The following is a 24,899-nucleotide window of genomic DNA, read 5'->3' on the forward strand; positions in this document are numbered from 1 at the left end:
ATGACAGAATTTTTACCTTTATGGCTATTTGCCGCTGTATGTGTGTGCCTGCTTTTTGGTTACCCAGTGGCCTTTTCATTAGGCGGCACGGCGCTTTTATTTGCAGGTGGAGGCGTCTTATTTGGGACATTTGACCCCGTATTCTTACAAGCACTTCCAAATCGATTATTCGGTATTGTGGGCAATGAAACGTTAATCGCCGTTCCACTTTTCGTTTTAATGGGTGTATTGCTAGAGAAATCCAAGCTGGCAGAGCGTTTATTGGATTCAATGGCCATGCTGTTTGGTTCGTTAAGAGGTGGCTTGGGCATTTCTGTCATCCTGGTAGGTATGCTGATGGCAGCAAGTACCGGCATTGTCGGCGCGACAGTCGTCACAATGGGCATGATTTCACTGCCTACTATGTTACGTCGTGGGTACGATCCCGCTCTTGCGACGGGAACCATCTGTGCAACAGGCACACTTGGTCAGATCATTCCACCGTCGATCGCGCTGGTATTACTGGGCGATGTAATGTCAAACGCCTTCCAAAAAGCACAGTTGCAAATGGGCATCTTCTCCCCTAAGACTGTTTCAGTCGGAGACTTGTTCGTTGGCGCAATTATTCCGGGCTTATTGCTGATTACCTTATACATCGTCTATGTCGCGGTCGTTGCATGGCTACAGCCTCACAAAGCCCCTGCGGTGCCCAAAGATGAGCTAATAAAGTCCTTAAACGGCGGATCGCTTGCTGCGGAATTAATTAAGGGCTTGGTGCCACCGCTGTTATTGATTCTTGCGGTGCTCGGTTCTATTTTAGGCGGCATCGCCACCCCTACAGAAGCCGCAGGTGTGGGCGCTTTAGGTGCAGCAATTCTGGCTTGGTTGTCTGGTAAGCTGAACTTTGAAACCCTAAAAGACACGGTACGCAGCACAACAAAAGTCACCGCGATGGTGTTTATGATACTCATCGGCGCCTCTTTGTTCTCTCTCGTCTTCCGTGGTTTTGGCGGTGAAGAACTGATTCATGAGTTCTTTAACCAATTACCTGGCGGTGTGGTCAGCGCCGTCGTGATCGTCATGCTGGTCATGTTTGTATTGGGCTTCATTCTAGACTTTATCGAAATTACATTTGTTGTCGTTCCTATTGTCGCGCCCGTGTTACTGGCGATGGGATTAGACCCTGTTTGGTTAGGCATTATGATGGCCATTAACCTGCAAACGTCGTTTTTAACGCCGCCATTTGGTTTTGCTCTGTTCTATTTACGTGGCGTTGCACCACCGGAAGTAAAAACGCAATCAATTTACAAAGGCGTTATTCCGTTTATCTTGATACAGTTGTTTGTACTGCTGATGCTTGCCATCTGGCCAGAACTGGCGACATGGCTTCCAGAACAGGTTTATGCAGATTAATCAATCATAACCTCCTCCCCATTATTTCTCTCTATTTCACTTTCTAGAAAGTGAAATAGAGAGAAATAATGGGAGATAAAAAAACAACCCGTTTCCCGCAGGGTCGCCCTAAAGGAAGTGAGCCAACGACATGACACTGAGGATTCTTTTATGAAAGCAATGCAAATTGAAGATTACGGCAGTGCGAGTGATCTTAAGCTCGTAGAAGTAACACAACCGGACTTTTCAGAAGATCAAATTCTAATAAAAGTTGGCGCTGCGGGCGTTAACCCAGTTGATACTTACATTCGCTCAGGCACCAATAATTATAAAGCGACGTTCCCACACACACCGGGGTCAGATGGTGCAGGTACGATTGAAGCGGTCGGCAGTCAAGTCAAAGGATTCGAAGTAGGGCAACGAGTCTATTTCTCTCGTACTCTAACAGGTTCTTCAGCGGAGTTTGCGGTCTGCGCAACCACCCATGCCTTTCCTCTTTCAGACAGTCTCAGTTTTGTAGAAGGGGCCTGTCTAGGCATCCCTTACACTACTGCGCACAGAGCACTCTTTGGCCGCGCTCATGCGCAAGCAGGCAATCACGTTCTGATTCATGGTGCAACAGGCGCAGTAGGTATTGCCGCAGTGCAACTTGCTCTTGCCGCAGGGATGAAGGTCACTGCGTCAGCGGGTACCGATGCAGGCGCGGAACTGTTGACGAAACAAGGCGTCCATTGCGTCATTCGCCATGATGAGGAGAACCACCTAGCGCCGTACCAATCGCTTGAGACAGGCTTTGATGTCATCATCGAAATGTTGGCAAACCATAACCTTGATCGTGACCTAAAAGCCTTGGCGTTCGGCGGCACTGTCGCAGTCATTGGTAACCGAGGTACGGTCGAGATCAACCCGAGAGACCTAATGGCAAAAGATGCCGCTGTCGTAGGCGTTGCATTAGCGAACGTTAAACCAAACGAGCTAAAGCGCATCGCTCAGTCAATGAAACCTCTGTTTGATAAAGGCGTCTTAAAGCCTATCGTGCGAAAAGAGTACTCATTGACAGAGCTTCCAAACGCCCATAAAGACATTCTTAAATCCGGTGCTTTGGGTAACTTAGTTGTTACGATAAATGCCTAATAAACCTCGCAATCAAAACACAGGTTAAACGTTTCTAATGGATAACTTTTAACCTGTGTACACACTTCCTCTTAAAAACTTCACACTATTTCGCTAAAAGTTTCTTGAAAGAAACCCTTCCTCTTACCACACTCATAGAAAAGCCTGTAACAGGAGTACATTATGAGCGTGACCGCTGTAGTCAGTTTCAAAGTAAAACCCAATAAGCTTCAACCTTTCATGAAACTACTGGAATCGAATCAATCCAATATGATTAGCGCCGGAGCACAGACCGTTTCATTACTGCAAGACACGGATACCCGCAATAGAGTCGTCGAAATAGAAAAGTGGGATTCTATCGAAGATCATCAAAATTTCGCTAATTTAGCCGCACAATCCCCCGCATTTAAGCAGCTAAAAGAATACTTAGTTGAGCCATACAAGGTCTTATATTTAGAAGAACACGCTCGATTGGATGCGTTTTAGGCGGACTTCGCGCAGCAAACTAAATAGAACGATTCTCATAATTAGTGCTACTCAACATTAACGAACGTAGTTATACTTTCTGGTAATGGCGTGTAGCGTCCTTAATTTACTTCGTGAAAATAGGTTGTTCGTTGTCCAATTTCGACTCAGATGTATTTAGCTTACCAACCGAAGCAGATACACATAACCATGACTACCACCAGCTTGTTGTTGTCCTTGACGGGAATACCGACTTCGACATCAAGGGCAACAGCCGTCAGCTTCATTTTGGTGAGGGTTGTATTGTGCCGTCCGCTGAAGGCCACGCCTTTGCTGGTCTTGGTAAAAATCGCATCATGGTCGTTAACTTGCCGGTTCCACCACAAAAAGCCATTACAGACGAAGAATACGAAATTGTTTCACGCCTATTTGATCAAGCAGCGTACTTTGAACTCAACCCGAGACTGCAAATTTTAGCGTCCGCTTTATCAGGTGAGCTAGAGCAGTATCCTGAAGACTCCATTCTAGCGCGCGCTTGCGGTAATACGTTACTCAGTGCGATCCGACATCAAATCAACAATAAAGATTCACGTATTCGCGGTAACAATTTGGATATCGATAAATTAGACCAGTTTATTGAGCTAAATTTATCCAAGAAGGTTCATATTAGTCAGCTTGCGAACTTTTGCTTTTTAAGCGTCAGTCAATTTCATGAACGCTTTAAGGATCACACAGGCATGACGCCGCATCAGTATTTGGTGCGTAAACGTCTTGATCGAGCACAAAGCCTTTTGAAAAAAGGCTACCCTCCGATTCAGGTTGCAGAAATGTGCGGCTTTTCGAGCCAAAGCGCAATGACCAATGTCTTTTCTCAAACACTGGGGATCACCCCTCTTAAATACCAAAAGAAATACCGAGGTCATTAGAACTCAAACTATTTCATACGTGTCTTATCGCATTATTGAAAAGAACGTGAGCCCCATATTTACCTTTTTCTGGTCCAGATAACGCTCAAATCAACCGTACAATAAATGAGCATTCGACGAAAATCGCGATTTTTCTCGCACACTTCTAAGGCATACGTGCTTTTTTGCTCAATCAACCAGATTATCCTGTAAAAAAAACCGACTTTTTAGAAAGACGAATTCCAACGCTTGTCACTAAAGTGTACGTATTATCCGGGCATGTACACCTAATGTTTTACCGCGCTAGAAACGCATGCCATGCTCTATAACAATTACGGTTACTACTGAAAGTATTTGCTTTTTGTCTATCGTGGGAGAATCTGATCATGTTTAACGCGCTAGAGGTGTTACAACCTAATTTCATACAGCGTCCGCTGAACGAACTTTGGCAACTAATTTCGCCGCTATACACAGTGAACGAGGAACAGTGGCTACAACAGTTACTGCCTTTGGCGGAGCCGACTGACGCCCAACTAAAAACATGCACGGATGCGGCAACCAATCTAATCGAGCAAGTTCGTAAAGATGACGAATCCATCTCGATGATAGACGCACTTTTGTTGGAATACAGCTTAGATACCAAAGAAGGTATTTTGCTAATGTGTTTAGCAGAAGCTCTAATGCGCGTTCCAGACAAAGAAACGGCAGATGCCTTCATTAAAGACCGTCTTAGCGTTGCAGACTGGGCTTCCCACGCAAAGAACTCCGATTCATTCTTTGTAAATGCATCAACTTGGGGACTGATGCTAACGGGTAAAGTCGTTACCATGAGTGAAAAAGAAGATGGCAGCCCAGCGAACCTAGTCAATCGTATGGTTAATCGCGTTTCAGAGCCTGTTATTCGCAAAGCGATGAACCAAGCAATGAAAATCATGGGACACCAGTTTGTATTGGGCCGCAGTATCAGCGAAGCCCTAACACGCGGAAAAAGTTACCGTGATGATGGCTACACCTACTCATTCGACATGCTTGGTGAAGCCGCATTAACCGCAGACGATGCTAAAAAATACTTAAAATCTTATGAAGACGCGGTTGAGTCCGTTGGTAAAGATTCCTACAACAAAGGACATCGCCCAACCATCTCTATCAAACTGTCTGCACTTCACCCACGTTATGAAGTGGGCAGTGAAGAACGCGTAATGACCGAGCTCTTTGAAAGTGTCAAAGGCCTGATCAAAAAAGCCCGTGCTTTAGACGTCGGTATCACAATCGATGCTGAAGAAGCGGATCGTTTGGAATTGTCTCTTCATCTGTTTGAGAAATTGTACCGCGATGACGTAGCAAAAGGTTGGGGCCTGTTTGGTCTGGTTATCCAAGCTTACTCTAAACGTGCCCTACCTGTTCTAGGTTGGCTTGCAGCCCTTTCTAAAGAGCAAGGCGACCGTATCCCTTTACGCTTAGTAAAAGGCGCATACTGGGATTCTGAGATTAAGCTGTGTCAACAAAAAGGCTTGAGCGGCTATCCAGTATATACGCGTAAAGAAGCAACTGATGTGTCTTATTTGGCCTGTGCTCACTTCTTGCTAAGCGAACACACTCGTCAGCATATCTTCCCTCAATTTGCGAGCCACAATGCGCATACTATTGCAGCAATCAGTTGTTTAGCGGAGCAATTAGGCGCGCGAACAGACGAATTTGAATTCCAACGCTTGCATGGTATGGGCGACGCTCTATATAATCGCCTGATAAAAGACCGTGATGTTTGTGTGCGTATTTACGCCCCCGTCGGCAGCCACAAAGATTTGCTTCCTTACTTGGTTCGCCGCCTTCTTGAAAACGGTGCAAACAGTTCGTTCGTACACCGTCTTGTTGATGCGACTTACCCAGTTTCAGACCTTGTCGACCACCCTGTTACGACACTTAAAGGTCGCAAAACCCTGCATAACCCTTATATCAAATTACCTATCGACATGTTTGAGGACCGCAAAAACTCATACGGACCAAACATCGAGATCGAATCTGAGTGGGGACCATTCAAAGCAGAAATAGACGCTTTTATGGAACAAAGCACCCAATGGCGAGCGTTCCCAATTGTAGGTGGTGTTAACGTAGAAACAAACGACACGCATGCAATCGACAGTCCTTATGACCACAACCAAAACACGGGGCGTATGGATTGGGCCAATAAAGACGTTGTGACATCTGCGATTGATAAAGCTGAAGCAGCCTTCCCTGAGTGGAACGCAAAACCAGCTTCAGAACGCGCCATTTGTTTAGACAAAATGGCTGACCTAATGGAAGAAAACTACCCTGAGCTAATGGCAATCTGTCATCGTGAAGCAGGGAAAACCATTCAGGACAGCATCGATGAAGTACGTGAAGCGGTTGATTTCTGCCGTTATTACGCACAGGAAGCTCGTAACCATTTTGAAAACCCAACGACGTTTAAGAACTATCTTGGCGAATCGAAAGAAGCACAACTAAAAGGCCGTGGTGTCTTTGCGTGTATTAGCCCATGGAACTTCCCATTGGCAATCTTTACTGGTCAAGTTGTTGCGGCACTGGTATCTGGGAACACAGTTATTTGTAAGCCTGCCGAACAGACGTCTTTAATTGCTTATCGTGCTGTTCAAATGCTACATAAAGCCGGTGTACCTGGCGATGTACTGCATTTGGTACCAGGAGACGGAATGACCGTTGGTGCACCGTTAACCTGCGACAAACGCATCGCAGGTGTTGCTTTTACTGGTTCTACTGGCACAGCACAGATGATTAACCGTACATTGGCTGCTCGCGGCGTCGCGCCCGTTCCTGTGATTGCAGAAACAGGTGGTCAGAACGCCATGTTGATTGATTCAACGTCGTTACCTGAACAGGTTGTTCGCGATGCTGTTCGCTCTGCTTTCGCGTCTGCGGGTCAACGTTGTTCAGCGCTACGAGTCATGTTTGTTCAAGCAGACATTGCGGATCGCGTCATTCCGATGATCAAAGGGGCAATGAAAGAGCAGTCGGTTGGACTACCTTACCTACACAGCACAGATGTAGGCCCAGTTATCGACAAGAAAGCGCAAAATATGTTGCTTGAGCACATTGAGCATATGAAATCTGCAGGTAAATTGATTGCTCAATCCGACTTGCCAGACTTTGCAGACAAGGGCACGTTCGTCGCGCCAACCGCGTTTGAAATTAAATCGATTGATCAGCTTACTGATGAAAAATTCGGTCCTATCTTGCATGTGGTTCGCTACAAAGCGAAAGACCTCGATAGCATCATCGATACGATCAATAACTCAGGTTTTGGTTTGACTATGGGTGTTCACAGCCGTAACGAAACAACGTGCGCTCGCATTGCACAACGAGCTCGCGTGGGTAACCTTTACATCAACCGAGATCAAGTCGGTGCTGTTGTAGGCGTTCAACCTTTCGGCGGACAAGGCTTATCGGGAACAGGTCCTAAAGCAGGCGGTCCTCACTACTTACAACGTTTCGCTATTGAGCAATACGTTTAATCGGCGTTAGAAGGAGAAGATTATTATGTCTATCGTACAACCTATTCAAATTAACGTCGCGTTAGAAGTATTTGAGAACTGGGACAGTCTAGGCGTTGAAGGACGCTCACAGTTATTGACACTTTCTGCTCAAACGCTAAGCGCAAACCAAGCATTAATGGCGAAATGGCAAATTGAAAATGCGATCCGCCAAATTGGCGAATCAATGATTATGCCTGGGCCGACTGGCGAAAGTAACGAACTCGCAACACAAGGTCGCGGCGTCTTTCTATGTACTGCAACCGATGCCACCAGCGAGCAAGTAAAAGTAGGCCTTGTTGGTCAAGTATTCGCAGCGTTAATCGCGGGCAATACTGTGATTACGGTTGGTCCTGAAGGACAGAAAATCATGGATGCGATGGCATCGGTTTTGCCGGAAAATGTCGTGCAAAATATCGCGGCATCCGCTCAAGATTCCATAATCGAAGCGGATAATCTAGCAGGTATTGCTATCTTATGTGACCAGAGTACTGCAAGGGATTTGAATCAAAGATTGGCAGTAAAATCGGGGCTTATTTCTCAACTTTGTGAAGAGATAGACTCGCAGGACTTGTCTACTATTGCAGCACCACACTATGTGCTTCGCTTTGTCACAGAGCAAACCGTCAGTATCAACACAACCGCCATTGGTGGTAATGCTAGCCTGCTAGCACTTGGTAGCCACGACGACTAACCATACCAACTGAATAGCACCCACCCAGGTCGCTTTTTCTTTAGCCTTTCTGTTTAGCCTCCCTAAAACTAAACAGAAAGGCTTTTTTTATTGTCGCTTGTGTCTTCCATCCGACTCCAAAGAACTCGGTTCCTTCCCTGCTGCTTGGCTTTGTATAGCAACTGATCCGCTTTATCTAATGCTTTAGTCGGTTCGAGAGTGAATTCAGGTAAACAATAGACCCCTCCCATACTGACTGTGACGTACTCTATGTCGTCTTCTCGACTATGAGGGATCTTCAGATCTTTAATGGCAACCCAACACGCCTCTGTCAGCTTCTGAACTTGATCTTCGTCTTTTTCGGAAAGGATCAATACAAACTCTTCTCCACCATATCGCGCAATAAGATCGTTTTCTGAGTCAATATTAGAACTAATGGCTGACGCCACCTTCTCAAGTACGATATCGCCAGCGGCATGACCAAACGTGTCGTTGTATTGCTTAAAGTAATCGATATCAATCATGACCAATGCGAATGAAGCGCGCTTTTCTTGGCTTTGTAGCCATGTTTCTTTGAGATGTCCATCAAATTTACGTCGGTTAGCAATCGAGGTTAAAGGGTCAATATTTGACAACCGCTCGAGCAAGTAGCGCTGCTGAAGCAATTTTAAATGTAATTGAACTCGTGCCTTTACAATGTCAGCATGAAACGGCTTATGAATGTAGTCGCATGCCCCGAGCTTTAAACCATTCGCTTCACTATCAGCATCACTCAATGCACTAACAAAAATAACAGGTATAGAGCTGGTTTCGGGCAATCGCTTTAACTCAGAGATCACCGAAAAGCCGTCCATGCCTGGCATAATGACATCAAGCAGGATGATGTCGGGCTTCATTTGTCTCGCCTTTGCGATTGCCTGTTGACCGTCCTTAGCCAGAATAACGTGAACCTCATCTCTCAATAAATCACTAAGGATACGCAAGTTATTCTTTTCATCGTCCACGATGAGTACGGTAGGCAGTTCTTTGCTAATCATAAAACGTTTAGGGCTCTAGTTGCTTTCTTAGCTCGGTAATGACAGTCGCTGCTTTTTCAAATTCGATTTCGTCGACTAACTTATCGACTTCCAAAACATGTTCATACCAAGAGCGGTCTTTACTAACCTGTTTTAACTCATTTAAGAGCGTTTCTACTGAGAAATCCGATTTTTCAAGGAGTTTTTGAATTTCAGTAACGAGTTCATTAATAGAAGATATACTAAATTTTTGCTCATTTTGCGAGCAATTTGTATAATTTCCTACCACCTGGTCAATTTTACTCAGCAATGGCGTAAGTAAAGAGCACAGTCTTTCGAGTTCAAGCTTCCCTTCTTCTTTATTCGCTAACCGCTTCTCTAAGTCCTGAGCTAAATCAAATGCGTTTTTTGCACCAATATAAGCAAGGTTCGATTTGAGAGAGTGTACTTTAATATAGAGCGCACCGAGATCATTGCTTTCAACACACGCTCTAAGCTCATTCACGATATTATGGTATAAGCTATTAAACTCAACCACCGTACTGATATAGAGAGGCAAACGCTGTTTTACACGAGACAGCGCGCGATAAGTATCCAAACCAACCTCGTTATACAAGGCATGCACAAAATTAACGGCACTGTCCTCACCCTTTAGAGGCTCTTCCGATAACGCTTTTGGTACAGACGACATATGCCGCTTCATCACCCCATACAATTCATCAATGTCTACCGGTTTGGTAATGTAGTCATTCATCCCTGCTTCAAGACAGCGCTGCTTATCTTCGACACTGGCATGCGCAGTCATTGCCACAATAGGCAGTGTTTTTTCATCAAAAACAGCTCGGATTTTTCGGGTTGCCGTAATGCCATCCATAATCGGCATTTGCAGATCCATCAGAACAACATCGTAGTGAACCTCTTGTACTTTTTCTAATGCTTGTTGGCCATTTTCAGCCATGTCTAACATGACACCTGACTCTTCGAGGTAACCTAAAACAACGCGGCTATTAAGTTCATTATCTTCTACCAAAAGCACTCGCTTATGACGCAAAACCGCACCTTCGACAGGCAATTCATCTGTGGCAGCATGCGCTGGTACAAGACGATTTGGGTAGTGCTCAACGAGCGCCTGACGCAATGAACTCAGATCAACGGGTTTATCAAGCACATCATCAATGTCACGATCAACACTCAGCAGTTGCTTCTCTTCGTCAGAGAACGACGACACGATGATACTCGTTAAGTTTTTATTCGATGACTCTTTCTTGATTTTTCGGATCGTATCCAAGCAATCCACGCCCGCTAGGTAGCGCTCCATCAAAAGAACATCGTAATTCGTGGATGCACCGTTTCCTTCTCGAATACATTCCAATGCCTCGATAGGAGCGCCCACATCATCACACTGTACGCCAATTTCTTTCAGCATATAAACGATGGCTCGTCGAGCGATGTTGCTGTCATCCACCACCAAGACTCTCACTTTTGAAAAGTCTAAATGCTTATAAGCCAAATCGTTATCTTCCTGATACGAATGCACCGGGATTCTGAAGCCAAACGTCGACCCCTTCCCAAGATGGCTCCGCACCCAGATTTGCCCTTTCATTAACTCAACAAGCTGTCGGCAAATTGCCAATCCTAAGCCTGTCCCTCCATATTTTCGGGTGATGGAAGCATCGGCCTGAGTAAAAGGTTTAAACAACTCCCTTTGATGTTCTTGAGTTAAACCAACACCTGAATCAGTAACATCAAACCTGACTTGCGGCGTACCCTCTTGCGTTTGCTCTAAGCTTACTCGAATTCCAACAAATCCTTTTTCAGTAAACTTAATGGCATTACTCACTAAGTTCGTCAGTATTTGCTGCAAGCGCAAAGGGTCGCCCAGCAGTAAGGCTGGCACATCGGAGTCAATATCAACATGAAGCTCTAGTGCTTTTTCTTTTGCTTTTAGCGCGCAAATGGTAACGATTCTGGACATCACAGACTGTAACTCAAATCGAGTTTGCTCCAGTACCATCTTATGCGCTTCGATTTTGGAGTAATCCAAAATGTCATTGATAATGCCTAATAGACCTTCTGCGGACTCGAGGATTTTGTCCATAAAGTCTTTTTGATCTAGGTTCAATGGTGTCTTCAGTGTGAGTCGGCTTAATCCAATGATCGCATTCATCGGTGTGCGAATTTCATGACTCATCGTGGCAAGGAACAACGACTTAGCCCGGTTCGCTTCTTCTGCGAGCACCTTCGCAACATTCAGTTCTTCAGTTCGGTCCGTGACTCGCTTTTCAAGCGTTTCATACACCAACGCATTTTCAATCGAAATGGCCGCTTGACCCGCTAAGATATTAAGCGCCTGCAAACGATCGGTTGTAAAAGCCGCGGGGACAAGGTTGTTTTCAAGATACAACAACCCGATTATTTTCCCGCGTTTTAAAATAGGGTAGCAAAGCACCGACAAAGGCTGATATTTGGAGACATATGCGTCTTTACTATAATTACTGCTTTGTCGGGCATCATCGATAATAACTGGCGCGTGAGTACGCCTTACATAGGTAATGATGGATAAAGGGATTTCGTCCCTCAGCTGTTCTGAGATTACTCGGTTTTGCATAACCTGTATTTTGCTATCCTGAATGCCCCCTGACGCTTGAATCCGCCATTGGCCATCCATGTTCAATACAAGCGATCCCTTTTGCGCACCCGCTTCAGCTAAGATAGTGACCATTAGCTTTTCGAGCAACTGTTCCAAGACTATCTCTTCAGAGATGATCTGGGCTGCTCTCATTACCGACATCAAATCTAAATTTCCAGAGCTGATCGTGGTATCCGTAAAGCTCTGTGTCGTAAAATGCTCAGCGTAAGTTTCGCGACTTCGAATTAATTCAGGGTATTCTTTTTCTAGCTGCCCCGCTTTGGCGTACGCGCCCCAGCTCATATAGCCATGATGCGCTTCACGTAAATAGTAATACGCAAATTTACGTTTATTCTTGTTGTCCCAAAAACGAGCGGCCAACTCATTTGCAATGGCTGCGTGTTGTTGAAACCCATTGTCTAACGCAAGTTCGATGGCTTTATCGTATAAATCAATGGCTTCAGAGTCATTACCTTCAAGCCGCGCAATTTCTGCCTTAAGTAACAGCTCACGATGCATAAAATTGTGAGCATTATGTTCGGCCCAATCTTGGAGGCGACTTAAATTACTATGAAGCTGTTTTTGACGGCGCTCGACAAATTCATGTCCTTCTTCCAACGACGCTAACAACAAGCTTTGTATAAAGTAATACTCTGCGTTGGTTAACCAACCAAACGTTGCAGGAAGCGTTCCTTCAGCTTGTTCCGCCATCGATACGCCTTCCTCAAAACGCCCTAAAAGCAGGCATTCCAACATTTTGGTCGTATGGTAGTAATTCAAGCACAACGCATGTTGCTGACTCGCCATTTTTTGAACAAAACTGTCTTCGCTAAAGCCATCCTCATCCCAAGCGTAAAGGTTGTCACTTTCGCCCGTCAGCAGCCGATTGTTTCTTTCTAATATTTCCAATACTTCTAGCGTATTGGGATCGCCCATACTTTCAATAATCGGCCGAATGGTTCGAGTTTCCGCTTGAATGTCGGACAAGGAAAAGCCTGCCAGCTTCATCAGTTTCAATATATGGAAAGCACTGTAACTGATCCAGATACGGTCTCCAACATCCATTCCAGCCGCTAAGGCAGTGCGCAGCAACTTGATACTTTCTTTTACAGGAATCGTCCAGGCACTGTTGGTGACACCAAACATAGTGTAAACCTTACACCGGAACGGAATATTATTGGTTTTTTCGACAAGATTAACCGCCAGTTCACCAAACTCGTAGCCAGACTGATAGTCACCAAAAAATGCACTGAGCATAGAACCATAGTTAACATAGCCAAATGGTGATATGTCACCATTACCATATTCAATAGACTGCACCACCATTTTGACAACGGCCAATGTACTCATCGGCAAGTTCACATTGATAGCAGGTCCCCAAATAAGACCATATAGCTTGCTCAATATTACTTGCTTTTCATCCGTCATTTCCGGCAGTTCAAGCAACGAAGCGGCCGTATTTTTCTTCAAATAACCGTGAATCGCCTCAGACTCTTTTAACATCGCTTGTTCAAGGTCTTCCGGCGTATCAGGCCAATAAACGCCCAATAATCGAATACCCTCACAACCGGATTCAAGCGCTTCTAAAAAACGGCCATGATTAGAATACAGCTCCGTTTGCAGCGCATAGATATCCGCTTTGGCTAGATCATTCGACGCGTGATCCAATAACGAACGGCAATACGTGTGGGCCGCGTCAATATCCCCGCAAAGTTGTTCCGCTTCGGCACTTTCTTTTACACATTCAAACTTCAAATCACTGTGTGTTTTCCAACCCTCTTCACCCAGTAGATCGTTGGCGACATTAATATAAGTCAACGCCAGATCATACGCGTTAGCACGCTTCGCTCTTTGACTCGCAGTTAAGTTATAACGCACTAATTCAAGCCTAAATGCGTCGGTGTCAATCAGACGAATAGAACGGTTTAAATGATTGACGATACTGAACAACCTCTCGGAGGAGTCATCACTTTTAGTTTGCTCAATCAGTAATTTGCCAATTTTATAATGTGCAACCGAACGGTCATTCGTTGACGTCAGAAAATAGGCCGCTTGCTGAACCTGGTCATGCAGAAAACGATATCGAACCGTCGATGAGCTAGATGAAGATATACTAAGTGCCGTCGTCGACAATAAAGCGTCATCAATGGAGACAACAATCCCTTGAGAAGCCGCGTTTCGAATGTGCTGTTCTACATCACTAACCTCGCGATTATTCAAGCTAGCGAGCATCACTAAGTCAAATTCATTGCCAATACAGGCCGCGAGCTGACAAAGCTCTTGGGTTTCTTTAGGCAACCGGTGAATCTTACTTTGCATAAGGTCCACCACATTATCCGATACTTGCCACGCATCAATCCGCTCAATGTCCCAAGACCACTTTCCTTCAAACCGGTCAAAATAGAGTAAGGCTTCTTTGTGCAGCGCTTCCAACAATTGATTCAGAAAAAATGGATTTCCAAGAGTCTTATTAAAGCAACGTTTCGCCAAGGCTTTCTGATCCGAATCGTGTCGGTTAACGGTATCACCAATAAAGGCTTCGACCTGTTCAAGCGATAACGCATTCAGTTTTATATCAACGACTTGAAATTGTTGTTGCTGATGCACCTCTTTAAGAACAAGCGTCAGTTTATCCGTCGCCGCGACTTCATTATCTCGATACGCGCCGAGCAAGAGTAGGTGGTGCATTTGACTATTACGTGTTGCATTCTCAATCAATTGCAGCGATGCATTGTCAGCCCATTGCAAGTCGTCTAAAAACATCACTAGAGGATATTTTTCACTACAAAATAGCTCGATAAAGCGCGGAAAAATAATATTAAATCGATTTTGAGATTCAATCGCCGAAATGTGAACTAGCTCAGGCTGATCACCGACAATTAAAGAGAGATCTGGAATAAAGTCAGTCATGACTCGACCATTCTCACCAAGCACTTCAATTAAGCTCGCGCGCCACACATCTATCTTACTTTCGTCTTCCATTAGTATCTGACGAATTAAATCCTGACACGCTTTTTTAATCGCCGAATACGGAAGGTCACGATTATATTGATCAAATTTTCCTTGAATGAAAAAACCTGATTTCGCTTCAATAGGCTGACGTAACTCATTAATCAAGCAGGATTTACCTATCCCGGCATACCCGCTAATCAAACCAAATACGGCTTGACCAGAAAAACACGAGTCAACAGCATTAGAGAGCTGGGCGAGCTGCTCTTCACGCCCATAAAGTTTGTTCGGCACCGAAAAGTAAGAAGATTGATCCTTCTGCCCAATCATAAAACTCGACACTTCATTATGTAGATCGAGTTCATCAATACAGCGGCGTAAGTCGTGAATCAGGCCGGATGCGCTTTGATATCGCCCCTCCGGCGTTTTCGCTAACAGCTTTTGTATAATGTCAGACACGACTTGTGGAATATTTGCATCCAAAGACACCAAAGGAGTCGGCTCAATGGCAAGATGACAATGGATTAGATGTACAGGGTCTTCTGTTTCAAACGGAGGACGACCAGACAATAAATGATATAAAGTGGTGCCTAATGAATAATAGTCTGTGCGGTAGTCTAAGACACGATTGACACGCCCCGTTTGCTCCGGCGAGCTGTAATGCAACGACCCCATAAACTTTTGACTTTGGGCTTTGAGCTCTTGCTCACCAAATTCTCTAGCGATACCAAAGTCCAATAACGTCAACGTACCATGCTGGCTGTCCCACAAAACATTTCTCGGTGTTAAGTCACCGTGAATCACTTGCTCGTTGTGTATATCTGATAACGTCGTCACCACTCTTAATGCGATAGAAAGCGCTTCTCGTAGCGCAACGGAGTGTTGCTTCACATAGTTATTTAAACTCAAACCACTGGCATATTCATAAACAATACACACTGAGTTTTCGTGACGTTCTAATGCAAACGCCTCAACAACCCCCTCTACCTGCTTGAGTCTCTGGCAGATCGAAAACTCCCTTTTAAAACTGTTCACTTGGTCTGAGCTAGGAAATTCATGCCGTAGTAACTTCACAGCGACAGGAGTTGAGTCGTACTCCCTTAAGGCCTTAAAAACCAGAGAGTTTTTCCCTTCTGAGAGTAGTGACTGAACTTGATAGCCAGGAATTTCGATCATTTCCTATTTCCCTAATTTCAGAGAACGTTCTAAAAGAAAAGCATTTGAAGCTGATTTCATTGCTTCAAAGTTCTACTTGTACCTTCCATACCCTATGGTAAATTGCAAAAGCAGTGCAAGGCGTTTCATCAAATTTAACATAACCAAGCCATATAATATGGGCAATGGTTGTCGATTTAGTAGAAAAAGGCACAAATAGTGTAGAACGTACACCGTAATAATAGGATAAGAAGGAAGGTTATATGCAATCGTTGAATTCAAAATCACCTGAAAAAATCGCTATTTTAGGTGGAGGCGTATCCGCCATTACCGCCGCATTTCGATTAACGCGAGAAGAAAATTGGAAAGAAAAGTACGACATCACCCTATATCAGCTCGGCTGGCGCATCGGAGGTAAGGGGGCCAGTGGACGTAATATGGCAGAGCATGCACGTATTGAAGAGCATGGCATTCACGTCTGGTTTGGCTTTTATCAGCAGTCCATCAAGTTCATGCGCGAATGCTATCAAGAACTTAATCGTCAAACCGGCCCTATGCAAACCTTTAACGACGCTTTTGTTCCACACAATTCAACCGCCGTTGCTCAGTACTACCAAGACGAATGGATTCCCTGGGTATTTGATTTACAATCCTTTTTTGATGGTGATAGCAAAGTCGATAATGACGAGTCGTTTGCTATTAAAATCGTTCAAGTTATCCAACGCTTCTTTTCGCCTTTTGCTAATGAGCTTAAAACCACATTAGACAAGCATCCAAAATTTGATAGCTTAATTGAGGCGATAGAAAAAGCAGAAAAACAATTCAAGAAGATTGAAGATTATGTCGAAGAAGCCATTGAAGACGGCCTTGCAGACATATTGGTTGGCCTAAGAAAGGTCATTGCTGAAATTTGTGAGAAAGCGGAAGAATTTCTTCCCTTACTAGACAACCCTCTTCTGCGCTTCACCATCAAAAAACTCCTTGGCATCGACATCACAAAAAAAGATGTCGATGAAGCAGAGCTGTGTGTGACCCGATTATGGTTATTAGCCGACTTCGGACTAACCCTCGCCATTGGTATGTTAAAAGACAGCGGCAGTCACGATCACTACGACCACCTAAACGACATCGAATTTTCCGACTGGATGAAAAATCATGGTGCCAGCCAAGAAACGCTAGATGGCCCATTTATGAACACCGTTTACTGTGGTTTCTTTGCTTACCAAAACGGCGACATGGAAAAACACAATCTAGAAACAGGCACCTTTTTGAATGCGATTATTTACGGCGCAACACACAGTAATGGTACCTTCGTCTATCGAATGCATGCGGGTATGGGGGACGTGGTCTTTGGCCCATACTATGAAGTGTTGAACGAGTTAGGCGTAAAATTTAAGTTTTTCCATAACGTTCAAGAGTTGGTAGCGGGCACAGACGCCAGCGGCAACCCCATTGTTGAAAAGATTAAAATTGCAAAACAAGTTCCTCTCAAGGATGAAGCGAAAGGCTATGACCCGCTTGTCGATGTAAAAGGTTTACCTTGTTGGCCTTCCGCACCAATCTACGACCAAATTGAAGACGACATTGCGGAAAAACTCATCGCTAACAAAATTGATCTTGAGTCGCTTTGGACAAACTGGCCTGAAATATACGATCAACCTCAAATCGAGTTGGTCGCTGGAACAGACTTTGACCGTGTTATTTTAGGCATGTCGGTCGCTTCAATCCCTTATGTTGCTCCTTCTTTATTAGAGAAGAGTCCCAAAATGGCTAAGATGACCGAGAAAGTTGAAACGGTCTGCACTCAGGCGTTTCAACTTTGGTTCAATAAAGACGTAAAAGAACTAGGCTGGCCTGCAGATAAGGTAGGAGAGCTACAGCCCGAGTGGCTAGGGTACGCAACACAGCAGGTCGATAACTGGGCGTCGGTGAGCTATTTAACGAAAGTTGAAGACTGGCCAGCAGATGCCACACCAAAAAACATCAGCTATTTCTGCGGTACCTTTACACCAACTACCCCGGCGCCAAAAGCGCCAAATCCTCAATACCCAATGGCACAGAAAGCGTCTGTTGAACAACTCACCAAAACCATGATGACACAGAAGTTTCACCCATTTATGAACAATGCCAATCCAGAGACTGGCGTGTTTGAATGGGATTGGCTATCTGATACGAGTGGTTCAGAGGGCGAAAGTAGGTTCCAAAGCCAATACTGGCGCTCAAATATCGACCCTTCTGAGCGTTATGTTCAAGCGATCACAGGCACCGCGCAATACCGCCTAAAAACCGACGAAAGTGGCTTTAGCAACCTGTTGCTAACAGGAGACTGGATTCAAAATGGATTTAATATGGGCTGTGTGGAGTCCGCGACACTATCGGGGCTGCAAACCGCTGAGGCGATCATAAAAACGCAGGAATAGCGTTCGCGGTGTTAAATACAACTCAACGTTAGTGCTATCTGACAAAAAAAGCGCTAGGAGAAATCGCTCCTAGCGCGTTTTCAGTTAACACTTCCCTAGCTTATTCAGCGTCTCGCGCATTGATATACGCACGCTCTGACACCGCATGCCATGCAGAGACTTTACTCATAAACGCTTTAAAGGAATCGTAGACCTTTTTACTCATTTCGTCGCTTGCTGCAACTTCGTTTAAGGTTTCTTCAGACGCTTTCTTCAACGCTTTTAAGACATCTTTAGGGAACGGACGAAGATCAACGTTATGCTCTGTCACCAGTGTTTGCAGTGCATCGTTATTTTTCGCTGTAAACTCATCAAGCATATCTTGAGTCGCTTGACGAGAAGCCGCTCTTACAATCGCTTGTAAATCTTTCGGCAACGCTTCAAACGCTTTTTTGTTGACTAATAACTCCATTTCGGAGCCCGGCTCGTGCCAACCTGGGTAATAGTAGTATTTGGCCGCCTTGTATAAACCAAACGCTAAGTCATTATAAGGGCCAACGAACTCAGTGGCGTCAATTGTGCCCGTTTGCAACGCAGTAAAGATTTCACCACCTGGCAAGTTAATTGGCGTTCCACCTACTTTAGACAGCACTTCGCCACCTAACCCAGGGATACGCATCTTCAAACCTTGGAAATCATCAAGGGAGTTAATTTCTTTATTAAACCAACCACCCATCTGCACTCCACTGTTACCAGAAGTCAGAGGAATAAGGTTAAAAGGCTCATAAATTTCTTCCCAAAGGGCCATACCGCCACCATGGTAAATCCATGAATTAATCTCTTGAGGCGTCATACCAAAAGGTACCGCAGTGAAGAATTGTGCAGCCGGCACTTTGCCTTTCCAGTAATAAGACGCGCCATGACCCAACTCAGCCGTCCCTCGTGATACCGCATCAAACACTTCGAGTGGTGGAACCAGCTCACCCGCAGCATAGACTTTCACCGTCAGTCGCCCACCCGACATTTCGGTAATGTTTTTGGCCATATACTCAGCACCCGTTCCCAAACCTGGGAAATTCTTTGGCCAAGTGGTTACCATTTTCCATTCGATTTTTTCAGGTTTCGGTTCGACTTTTGCCGTTTCTGGCACTTTGTCAGCCCCACCACATGCGCTCAATACCGCCGCTGTGACGCCCGCAAGCGCCCATTTTCCCCACGTATTTATTTTTAGCATTGTTACTCCTTGGGAGGTTTATTTTTATTGTTAAACTAACGATTTATTCGTTCGCGCAACAGTGTAAAAACTGAGAACCAAAACAACAACTCTTTTCTTATCCCAGCTTCTCAATCTCATCTTTATATTCAAACGTCATACAGCCACCAATCCATAAAAAAAGCCCCAGAGAAGACTCTCTGGGGCTTTTGATCATTCTAATACAAGCTGATACACGCTAATAAAAGTATCAAATAGCTATATTAATAGACTCTATTCTGCGTCGCGGGCATTAATATAAGCGCGCTCAGAAACAGTGTGCCAAGCGGATACTTTCTCTTTAAACGCTTTCAATGAGTCATACACCTTACGACTCGCTGGATCATTTGCAGCTAACTCTTCGATCACCTCTTCGGATGCATCACGAAGCTCAGCCAATGCATCAGCAGGGAACTCACGCAACTCAACACCGTGCTCAGAAATCAGCGTCTGCAACGCTTCATTGTTACGAGCGGTAAACTCATCCAACATATCCGCATTAGCTTGGCGAGCTGCTGCACGAACAATAGCTTGCAGGTCTTTAGGTAAAGCATTGTATGCGTCTTTATTTACCGTAATCTCTACTGCCGAACCTGGCTCGTGCCAGCCTGGGTAATAGTAGTATTTCGCCGCTTTGTAGAGACCGAATGCCAAATCATTATATGGCCCAACAAATTCTGTCGCATCGATTGCGCCCGTTTGCAGGGATGTAAAGATTTCACCACCAGGCAAATTTACAGGTACACCACCCGCCTTTTTAAGCACTTCACCGCCTAACCCAGGAATACGCATTTTTAGGCCTTTAAGATCCGCAACGGAATTGATTTCTTTGTTAAACCAACCGCCCATTTGCACACCCGTGTTGCCACCCGCCATAGGTAGAACGTTAAATGGCTGATAGATTTCTTCCCATAGCTCTAGACCACCGCCATGGTAAATCCAAGAGTTTAGCTCTTGCGCTGTTAAACCAAATGGAATAGAAGCAAAGAACTGAGAGGCAGGAACCTTACCTTTCCAGTAGTAAGACGCGGCATGGCCCATCTCTGCTGTGCCACGAGAGACAGCATCAAACACTTCCAAAGGTGGCACCAACTCACCCGCGGCATACACCTTCACTTGCAAACGACCACCAGACATTTCATTGATGTTCTTCGCAAGGTATTCAGCACCCGTACCTAAAGCAGGGAAGTTTTTTGGCCAAGTGGTCACCATTTTCCATTTAATGACCTCAGGCTTTTTCTCAACCTGAGCACTTTTTGCTGACTCTTTCGTCGCTTCTTTATCACTAGCCCCACCACAAGCGGTCAGCACAACCGCCAACAAGCTCGCCGCAGCCAGCTTGCCAAACTGCATTACTTTCTTCATGTTATTCCTTAGAGTTAATCAAATTTTACGTTTTACATCATTTATTCACGCGATACAGGGCGAACACTCAAAGCCACCATGTCCCTAAACATGACTGCTCACTAAAGCAAAAACGCAGTGCGCGTTTGAGACTTTATGTTCCTTGATTCGCCGACTTAGACCATAGATGTTGTTATTTTCGATTAAGTCACTTTGTACGAGCCGTTTTTCAGAATAAAACGAGGATAGGGATAGTAGAGAGGGATGAACAAAAATTCAACTATTTGACCAATAAGACAGTTAGGACATTGATACAAGCCGTTAAATACGCTCATTCAAAGGCGAAACTCAAACATTGAATATCGCCTTTGAATGAGAAATAGAAAAATATTCGACCAAGCGACTATGCGCTAAGCTAATGCTTGGCGATTCTGTATCCAATGGCCGTCACGTACTTTGGTTTCTCGAGTGGTAGACGCTAGCAATGACTCCATCGTCTCTTTATGCAACGAACAACAGTAAACAGGGCGATAACGTTCGAACTTCCAGCTGTCAGAAAGCACACCGGCATCCACTGAATCAAAACCAAACGCTTCAATAAGATTCATGATCTTCGTTTTAGCCTGCGGGTCATCACTCGCCACAGGAATCGCTCGTCTCTCTTGATCGCTTGGTCCTGGTCGAGCATCATGAGCAAGGTCTTGAACCGTAATAGAGTTAAACGCCTTAACGACAATAGCCCCATCGAGAAAAGAAGAAAGCATTTCGCTTGTCGTCGTTTTCTCATTCAAAAGGTCAGGGATTGCACCGTCTCTATTCGGAAAGTAGTTAAGTAGATCCACTACAATTTTTCCTTTTAGTGACGCTTTCGGCAATTTGTCATAAGCGTGAAGAGGGACAGCAATAATAACAATCTCGCCAAACTCGGACGCTTGCTCAGCGCTGCCCACATCACAGAGTAAGGCATCAGCCACTCTCGTGAGCGAGTCAGCACTGCGTGAATTACTTAACATAACCTTGTGCCCAGCATTGATAGCATGCTGAGTAAGAACTTGCCCCATAGGGCCTGCTCCAATGATCCCAATATTCATATTTTCTCCCTTTACCAGGTTATCAAATAAACATCATGTAAAACGCATAACCCCTCCAGCAAATAACTTTCGGCGTCCACAACGACAATAAACACTATCGTCCAGTAAAATAGAGGCATGAAGCTCTTAGTTTTCGATGTGAAACATTCGAGCAATGGCCATTATCCAAAAACGTCTTTGATGAAAGACCTAACCCTCACAATGAAGCAGTGGACTTGTTCATACCTTCGTTAGGCTGTCGGAAGCGTTTCAGCAGAATCCACCCCATCGTTATCTGTACTGGATTTCGCCTTTTTGCTTTCAAATGCGATGAATGCAAGTAAACATAATATTGCGGTAGCACACGCACCATACAACATGACGTTACTAAAGCCCGTCATCAAGATATTCTGCGCCACAGAGGACTGAACGCCGTACTCTTCTAACGTCTGCAAATTACCAGACGCCAGTACGTCAGCTAATTGAGAAAGCCCTACTTCTACGGTATCTATAGGCAGTAAGCTACGAAGTTGATACACAATCGAGCTCACAAGCACAAAGCCCATAATGGCAATATTTAGAGACAACGAAATCATACGCGTACTAAATTCCATCCCCGATGCCATACCGGCACGCTCTGGAGGTAAGGACCCTGTTGCCATGTTAGTCACAGGCGTATTCGTAAGACCTAACCCGATACCCGCTAAAATACAGCCAGGCATTAGCATTAACCAATCGGTGTTGGAGGCCGACGCAGCGCCCCACAATAGGAAGAACCCGCCAGATATGCACAACAGCCCGAGCGGTATCACAATCTTTGGACCATTTTTTAATAAGATTTTTTCCGCTATCGGAGGGACAACAACCGTTGGAAGAGTAAGTGCAAGTATAATAAGTCCTGACGTTACGCCGCCGTAGCCTAATACACTCTGCAAATAGATTGGGAAGTAGACAACAAAAGGCCAGAAGCTGAAATTCATGCCCGCTGCACCAAATAATGCACCAGAGAAATTACGAATTTTAAAGGCATTCAAATCAAACATAGGTCGAGCGACTTTTCGCTCAATGATAATGAACAGTACAAAAGAAATAGCACTCGCCGCCATGATTGCAATGCCTTCGACCGTTTGATAACCGACATCTTTCCCTTGCGTAATCATGAATACTAGCCCGAACACCGCTCCAGAAAGTGTGATCATGCCACCGACATCCATTTTCACCGCCTTAGGATCAGACGACTCAACCACACCAACACGCGCTAGTATCAACGTAATCACCGAAATAAAGACGTGAATCAAGAAAACCCATTCCCAACTCATATGAGCGACGATTAAGCCGCCAACAATAGGACCGAAGCCTAATCCAAGACCAAAAATGATCCCCCACCAAGCAAACGCGACGCCTCGCTCGGGGCCATTTTGAAACTGGTTTGACAGCACGGCCACCTGACATGCAAGCATCGCTGCAGCACTGGTGCCTTGTAAAAAGCGCGCAACGATCAGAACAGGCGCTGACGACGCTAGCCCACAAATCAAAGAGGCAACGCAAAAGACAAAAATACCAATTGAAAACACCCGTTTACGACCAAACCGGTCGGCAAATGCGCCCATTGCAACCAGTGTCGAACACATGGCAATAGTGTATGCATTCATAATCCACTGAAGCTGAATAAAATCCGCAGGTAAGACACTTTTTAAGATAGGTAAAATAGAAGGTACACTTGTAATTTCAAGCCCTAGCATAATTGCCGATAGGCACACCGAAATTAAAGCGATTCTATTTCTCGACGAAATAGTGCTCATAACATAACTCTCCATGCAATGTTGTGTAAACGCAAACACCCTCAACAAGACTGATACTTCAGTCAAAAAAGCGTGTTTTTCTTTTTTATAAAAAGATTAAGACGTTCTTTAAATAATCATTTGAAAGAATAAAAACTGATGTAGTTTCCTTCTTCTGATTGGTCATCGAGAGGCAAAATAGCACTGGATTCATTGAGGTGGTACCCTCATAATGTCTATATCAGTGATAACAAAATGAAATGGATCGCACAGACAGTGATAACAAAATGAAATGGATCGCACAGAGTAACAAGGATAGCTATGTCAATTTCACTCGATGTCGAAGCAGTAAGAGCATTCGTAGTCATTGCTGAACTAAAGAGTTTTACACTTGCAGCAAACTCGCTTGGAACCAGTCAAGCAACATTGAGTCTTCGACTCAAACGTCTCGAACAACGCATCAACAGGCGTTTAATAGAGCGAACTCCCCGTGTCGTGAGACTGTCCTCTCAAGGAGAGGCCTTCATTGGTAACGCAAAAGCCTTTCTAGAAGCTCATGACAAAGCGGTTGAAACACTCTATACCGTTAAAAACCGCTTACGCTTAGGTATTGGCTGCCATATTATCGGCTCAGAGTTAACCGCGATTCTAGCCAAAGTGAATACTCAGTACCCTAATTTAACGTTAGAAATATCAACCGGGTTGTCCAGCGAACTAAAACAGCAATATGACGAAGGAACGCTAGACGCCGTCATAGTAAACTCAGAAGAATATAGAAAACAGGGACACCTGCTTTGTATCGAACATTACAGCTGGTTCGCTACGCCTAAATACAAGTACAAAGTCGGAGACTCAGTAAAACTGGCTACGCTTGATGAGAAGTGTGAAGTGCGCGATCAAGCACCAGTTATTTTAAAAAGTGCAGACATCCCTTTTCAAAAAATGCTGATTGGCGGCAATACCGACATTGTTAACTCGGCTATTTTAGCGGGAATGGCCATTGGTGTTTACGCTTTGCGGCTTGTTCCAGAAGGGCTGATAGACGTTCGTAGTAAGTTCAATTTGCCCGCACTTCCTACCTCATCGATAGAGTTGCATACACATCTGACGGACATTAAAACTCGAAATGTGCTCAAAGAAATCAGCCATATATTCAAACTCTACAACGGTACTACTCTATAGATCTCTAGATTTTTAGGTCTCTAGGGAAGGTGTGAACAAGCCCACACCTTCCCTACGCACCCCATCCA

At 44.7% G+C, this 24,899-nt stretch carries 14 protein-coding genes; 8 read left to right on the plus strand and 6 right to left on the minus strand.

Going from position 1 to position 24,899, the window contains the following annotated elements; translation table 11 throughout:
* The 6 genes from MARME_RS20925 (at position 1) to MARME_RS20950 (ending at position 8,075) form a co-directional block, all read left to right on the plus strand.
* Positions 1-1,392, plus strand: coding sequence for a TRAP transporter large permease (locus MARME_RS20925; RefSeq protein WP_013663265.1), 1,392 nt, complete (start codon positions 1-3; stop codon positions 1,390-1,392).
* Positions 1,393-1,542: 150 nt separating this feature from the next.
* Positions 1,543-2,505, plus strand: coding sequence for an NADPH:quinone reductase (locus tag MARME_RS20930; protein ID WP_013663266.1), 963 nt, complete (start codon positions 1,543-1,545; stop codon positions 2,503-2,505).
* A gap of 162 nt (positions 2,506-2,667) precedes the next feature.
* Positions 2,668-2,970: a putative quinol monooxygenase gene (locus MARME_RS20935; RefSeq protein ID WP_013663267.1), complete on the plus strand. Its 303-nt coding sequence runs from the start codon at positions 2,668-2,670 to the stop codon at positions 2,968-2,970.
* A 131-nt stretch (positions 2,971-3,101) separates the two neighbouring features.
* Entirely contained in the window at positions 3,102-3,875 is a 774-nt protein-coding gene (locus MARME_RS20940; RefSeq protein ID WP_013663268.1) for a helix-turn-helix domain-containing protein, read from the plus strand.
* Between the two features lie 365 nt (positions 3,876-4,240).
* Complete coding sequence (gene putA / locus MARME_RS20945) at positions 4,241-7,363, plus strand: bifunctional proline dehydrogenase/L-glutamate gamma-semialdehyde dehydrogenase PutA (RefSeq protein ID WP_013663269.1); 3,123 nt, start codon at positions 4,241-4,243, stop codon at positions 7,361-7,363.
* 25 nt (positions 7,364-7,388) lie between these two features.
* Positions 7,389-8,075, plus strand: a complete 687-nt coding sequence (locus MARME_RS20950; RefSeq protein WP_013663270.1) for a 1-pyrroline-5-carboxylate dehydrogenase — start codon at positions 7,389-7,391, stop codon at positions 8,073-8,075.
* Between the two features lie 68 nt (positions 8,076-8,143).
* Here the strand turns inward: MARME_RS20950 and MARME_RS20955 are convergent, their stop codons facing one another.
* Positions 8,144-9,091: a diguanylate cyclase domain-containing protein gene (locus tag MARME_RS20955; protein ID WP_013663271.1), complete on the minus strand. Its 948-nt coding sequence runs from the start codon at positions 9,089-9,091 to the stop codon at positions 8,144-8,146.
* A 7-nt stretch (positions 9,092-9,098) separates the two neighbouring features.
* Positions 9,099-15,824, minus strand: coding sequence for a response regulator (locus MARME_RS20960; RefSeq protein ID WP_013663272.1), 6,726 nt, complete (start codon positions 15,822-15,824; stop codon positions 9,099-9,101).
* Positions 15,825-16,066: 242 nt separating this feature from the next.
* On the opposite strand from MARME_RS20960, the gene MARME_RS20965 reads away from it, so the two are divergent.
* Complete coding sequence (locus tag MARME_RS20965) at positions 16,067-18,223, plus strand: NAD(P)-binding protein (protein WP_013663273.1); 2,157 nt, start codon at positions 16,067-16,069, stop codon at positions 18,221-18,223.
* A 100-nt stretch (positions 18,224-18,323) separates the two neighbouring features.
* On the opposite strand, the gene MARME_RS20970 is transcribed toward MARME_RS20965, so the two are convergent.
* The 4 genes from MARME_RS20970 to MARME_RS20985 all read right to left on the minus strand — a co-directional run bounded on the left by MARME_RS20970 (position 18,324) and on the right by MARME_RS20985 (position 23,670).
* Positions 18,324-19,436 (minus strand): TRAP transporter substrate-binding protein, encoded by a 1,113-nt coding sequence (locus tag MARME_RS20970; RefSeq protein WP_013663274.1) that lies wholly within the window; start codon positions 19,434-19,436, stop codon positions 18,324-18,326.
* A 252-nt stretch (positions 19,437-19,688) separates the two neighbouring features.
* Positions 19,689-20,819: a TRAP transporter substrate-binding protein gene (locus MARME_RS20975; protein ID WP_013663275.1), complete on the minus strand. Its 1,131-nt coding sequence runs from the start codon at positions 20,817-20,819 to the stop codon at positions 19,689-19,691.
* A gap of 389 nt (positions 20,820-21,208) precedes the next feature.
* On the minus strand, positions 21,209-21,889 hold the full coding sequence (locus tag MARME_RS20980) for an NADPH-dependent F420 reductase (RefSeq protein WP_013663276.1): 681 nt from the start codon (positions 21,887-21,889) through the stop codon (positions 21,209-21,211).
* 230 nt (positions 21,890-22,119) lie between these two features.
* Positions 22,120-23,670 (minus strand): MFS transporter, encoded by a 1,551-nt coding sequence (locus MARME_RS20985; protein WP_013663277.1) that lies wholly within the window; start codon positions 23,668-23,670, stop codon positions 22,120-22,122.
* A 300-nt stretch (positions 23,671-23,970) separates the two neighbouring features.
* Between MARME_RS20985 and MARME_RS20990 the strand changes: the two genes are divergently transcribed.
* Positions 23,971-24,831 carry a LysR family transcriptional regulator gene (locus MARME_RS20990; protein ID WP_013663278.1) on the plus strand — a complete coding sequence of 287 codons (861 nt, stop codon included), beginning with the start codon at positions 23,971-23,973 and terminating at the stop codon, positions 24,829-24,831.
* Positions 24,832-24,899 lie beyond the last annotated feature (68 nt).

This window comes from Marinomonas mediterranea MMB-1 (assembly GCF_000192865.1).
GTDB lineage: Bacteria > Pseudomonadota > Gammaproteobacteria > Pseudomonadales > Marinomonadaceae > Marinomonas > Marinomonas mediterranea.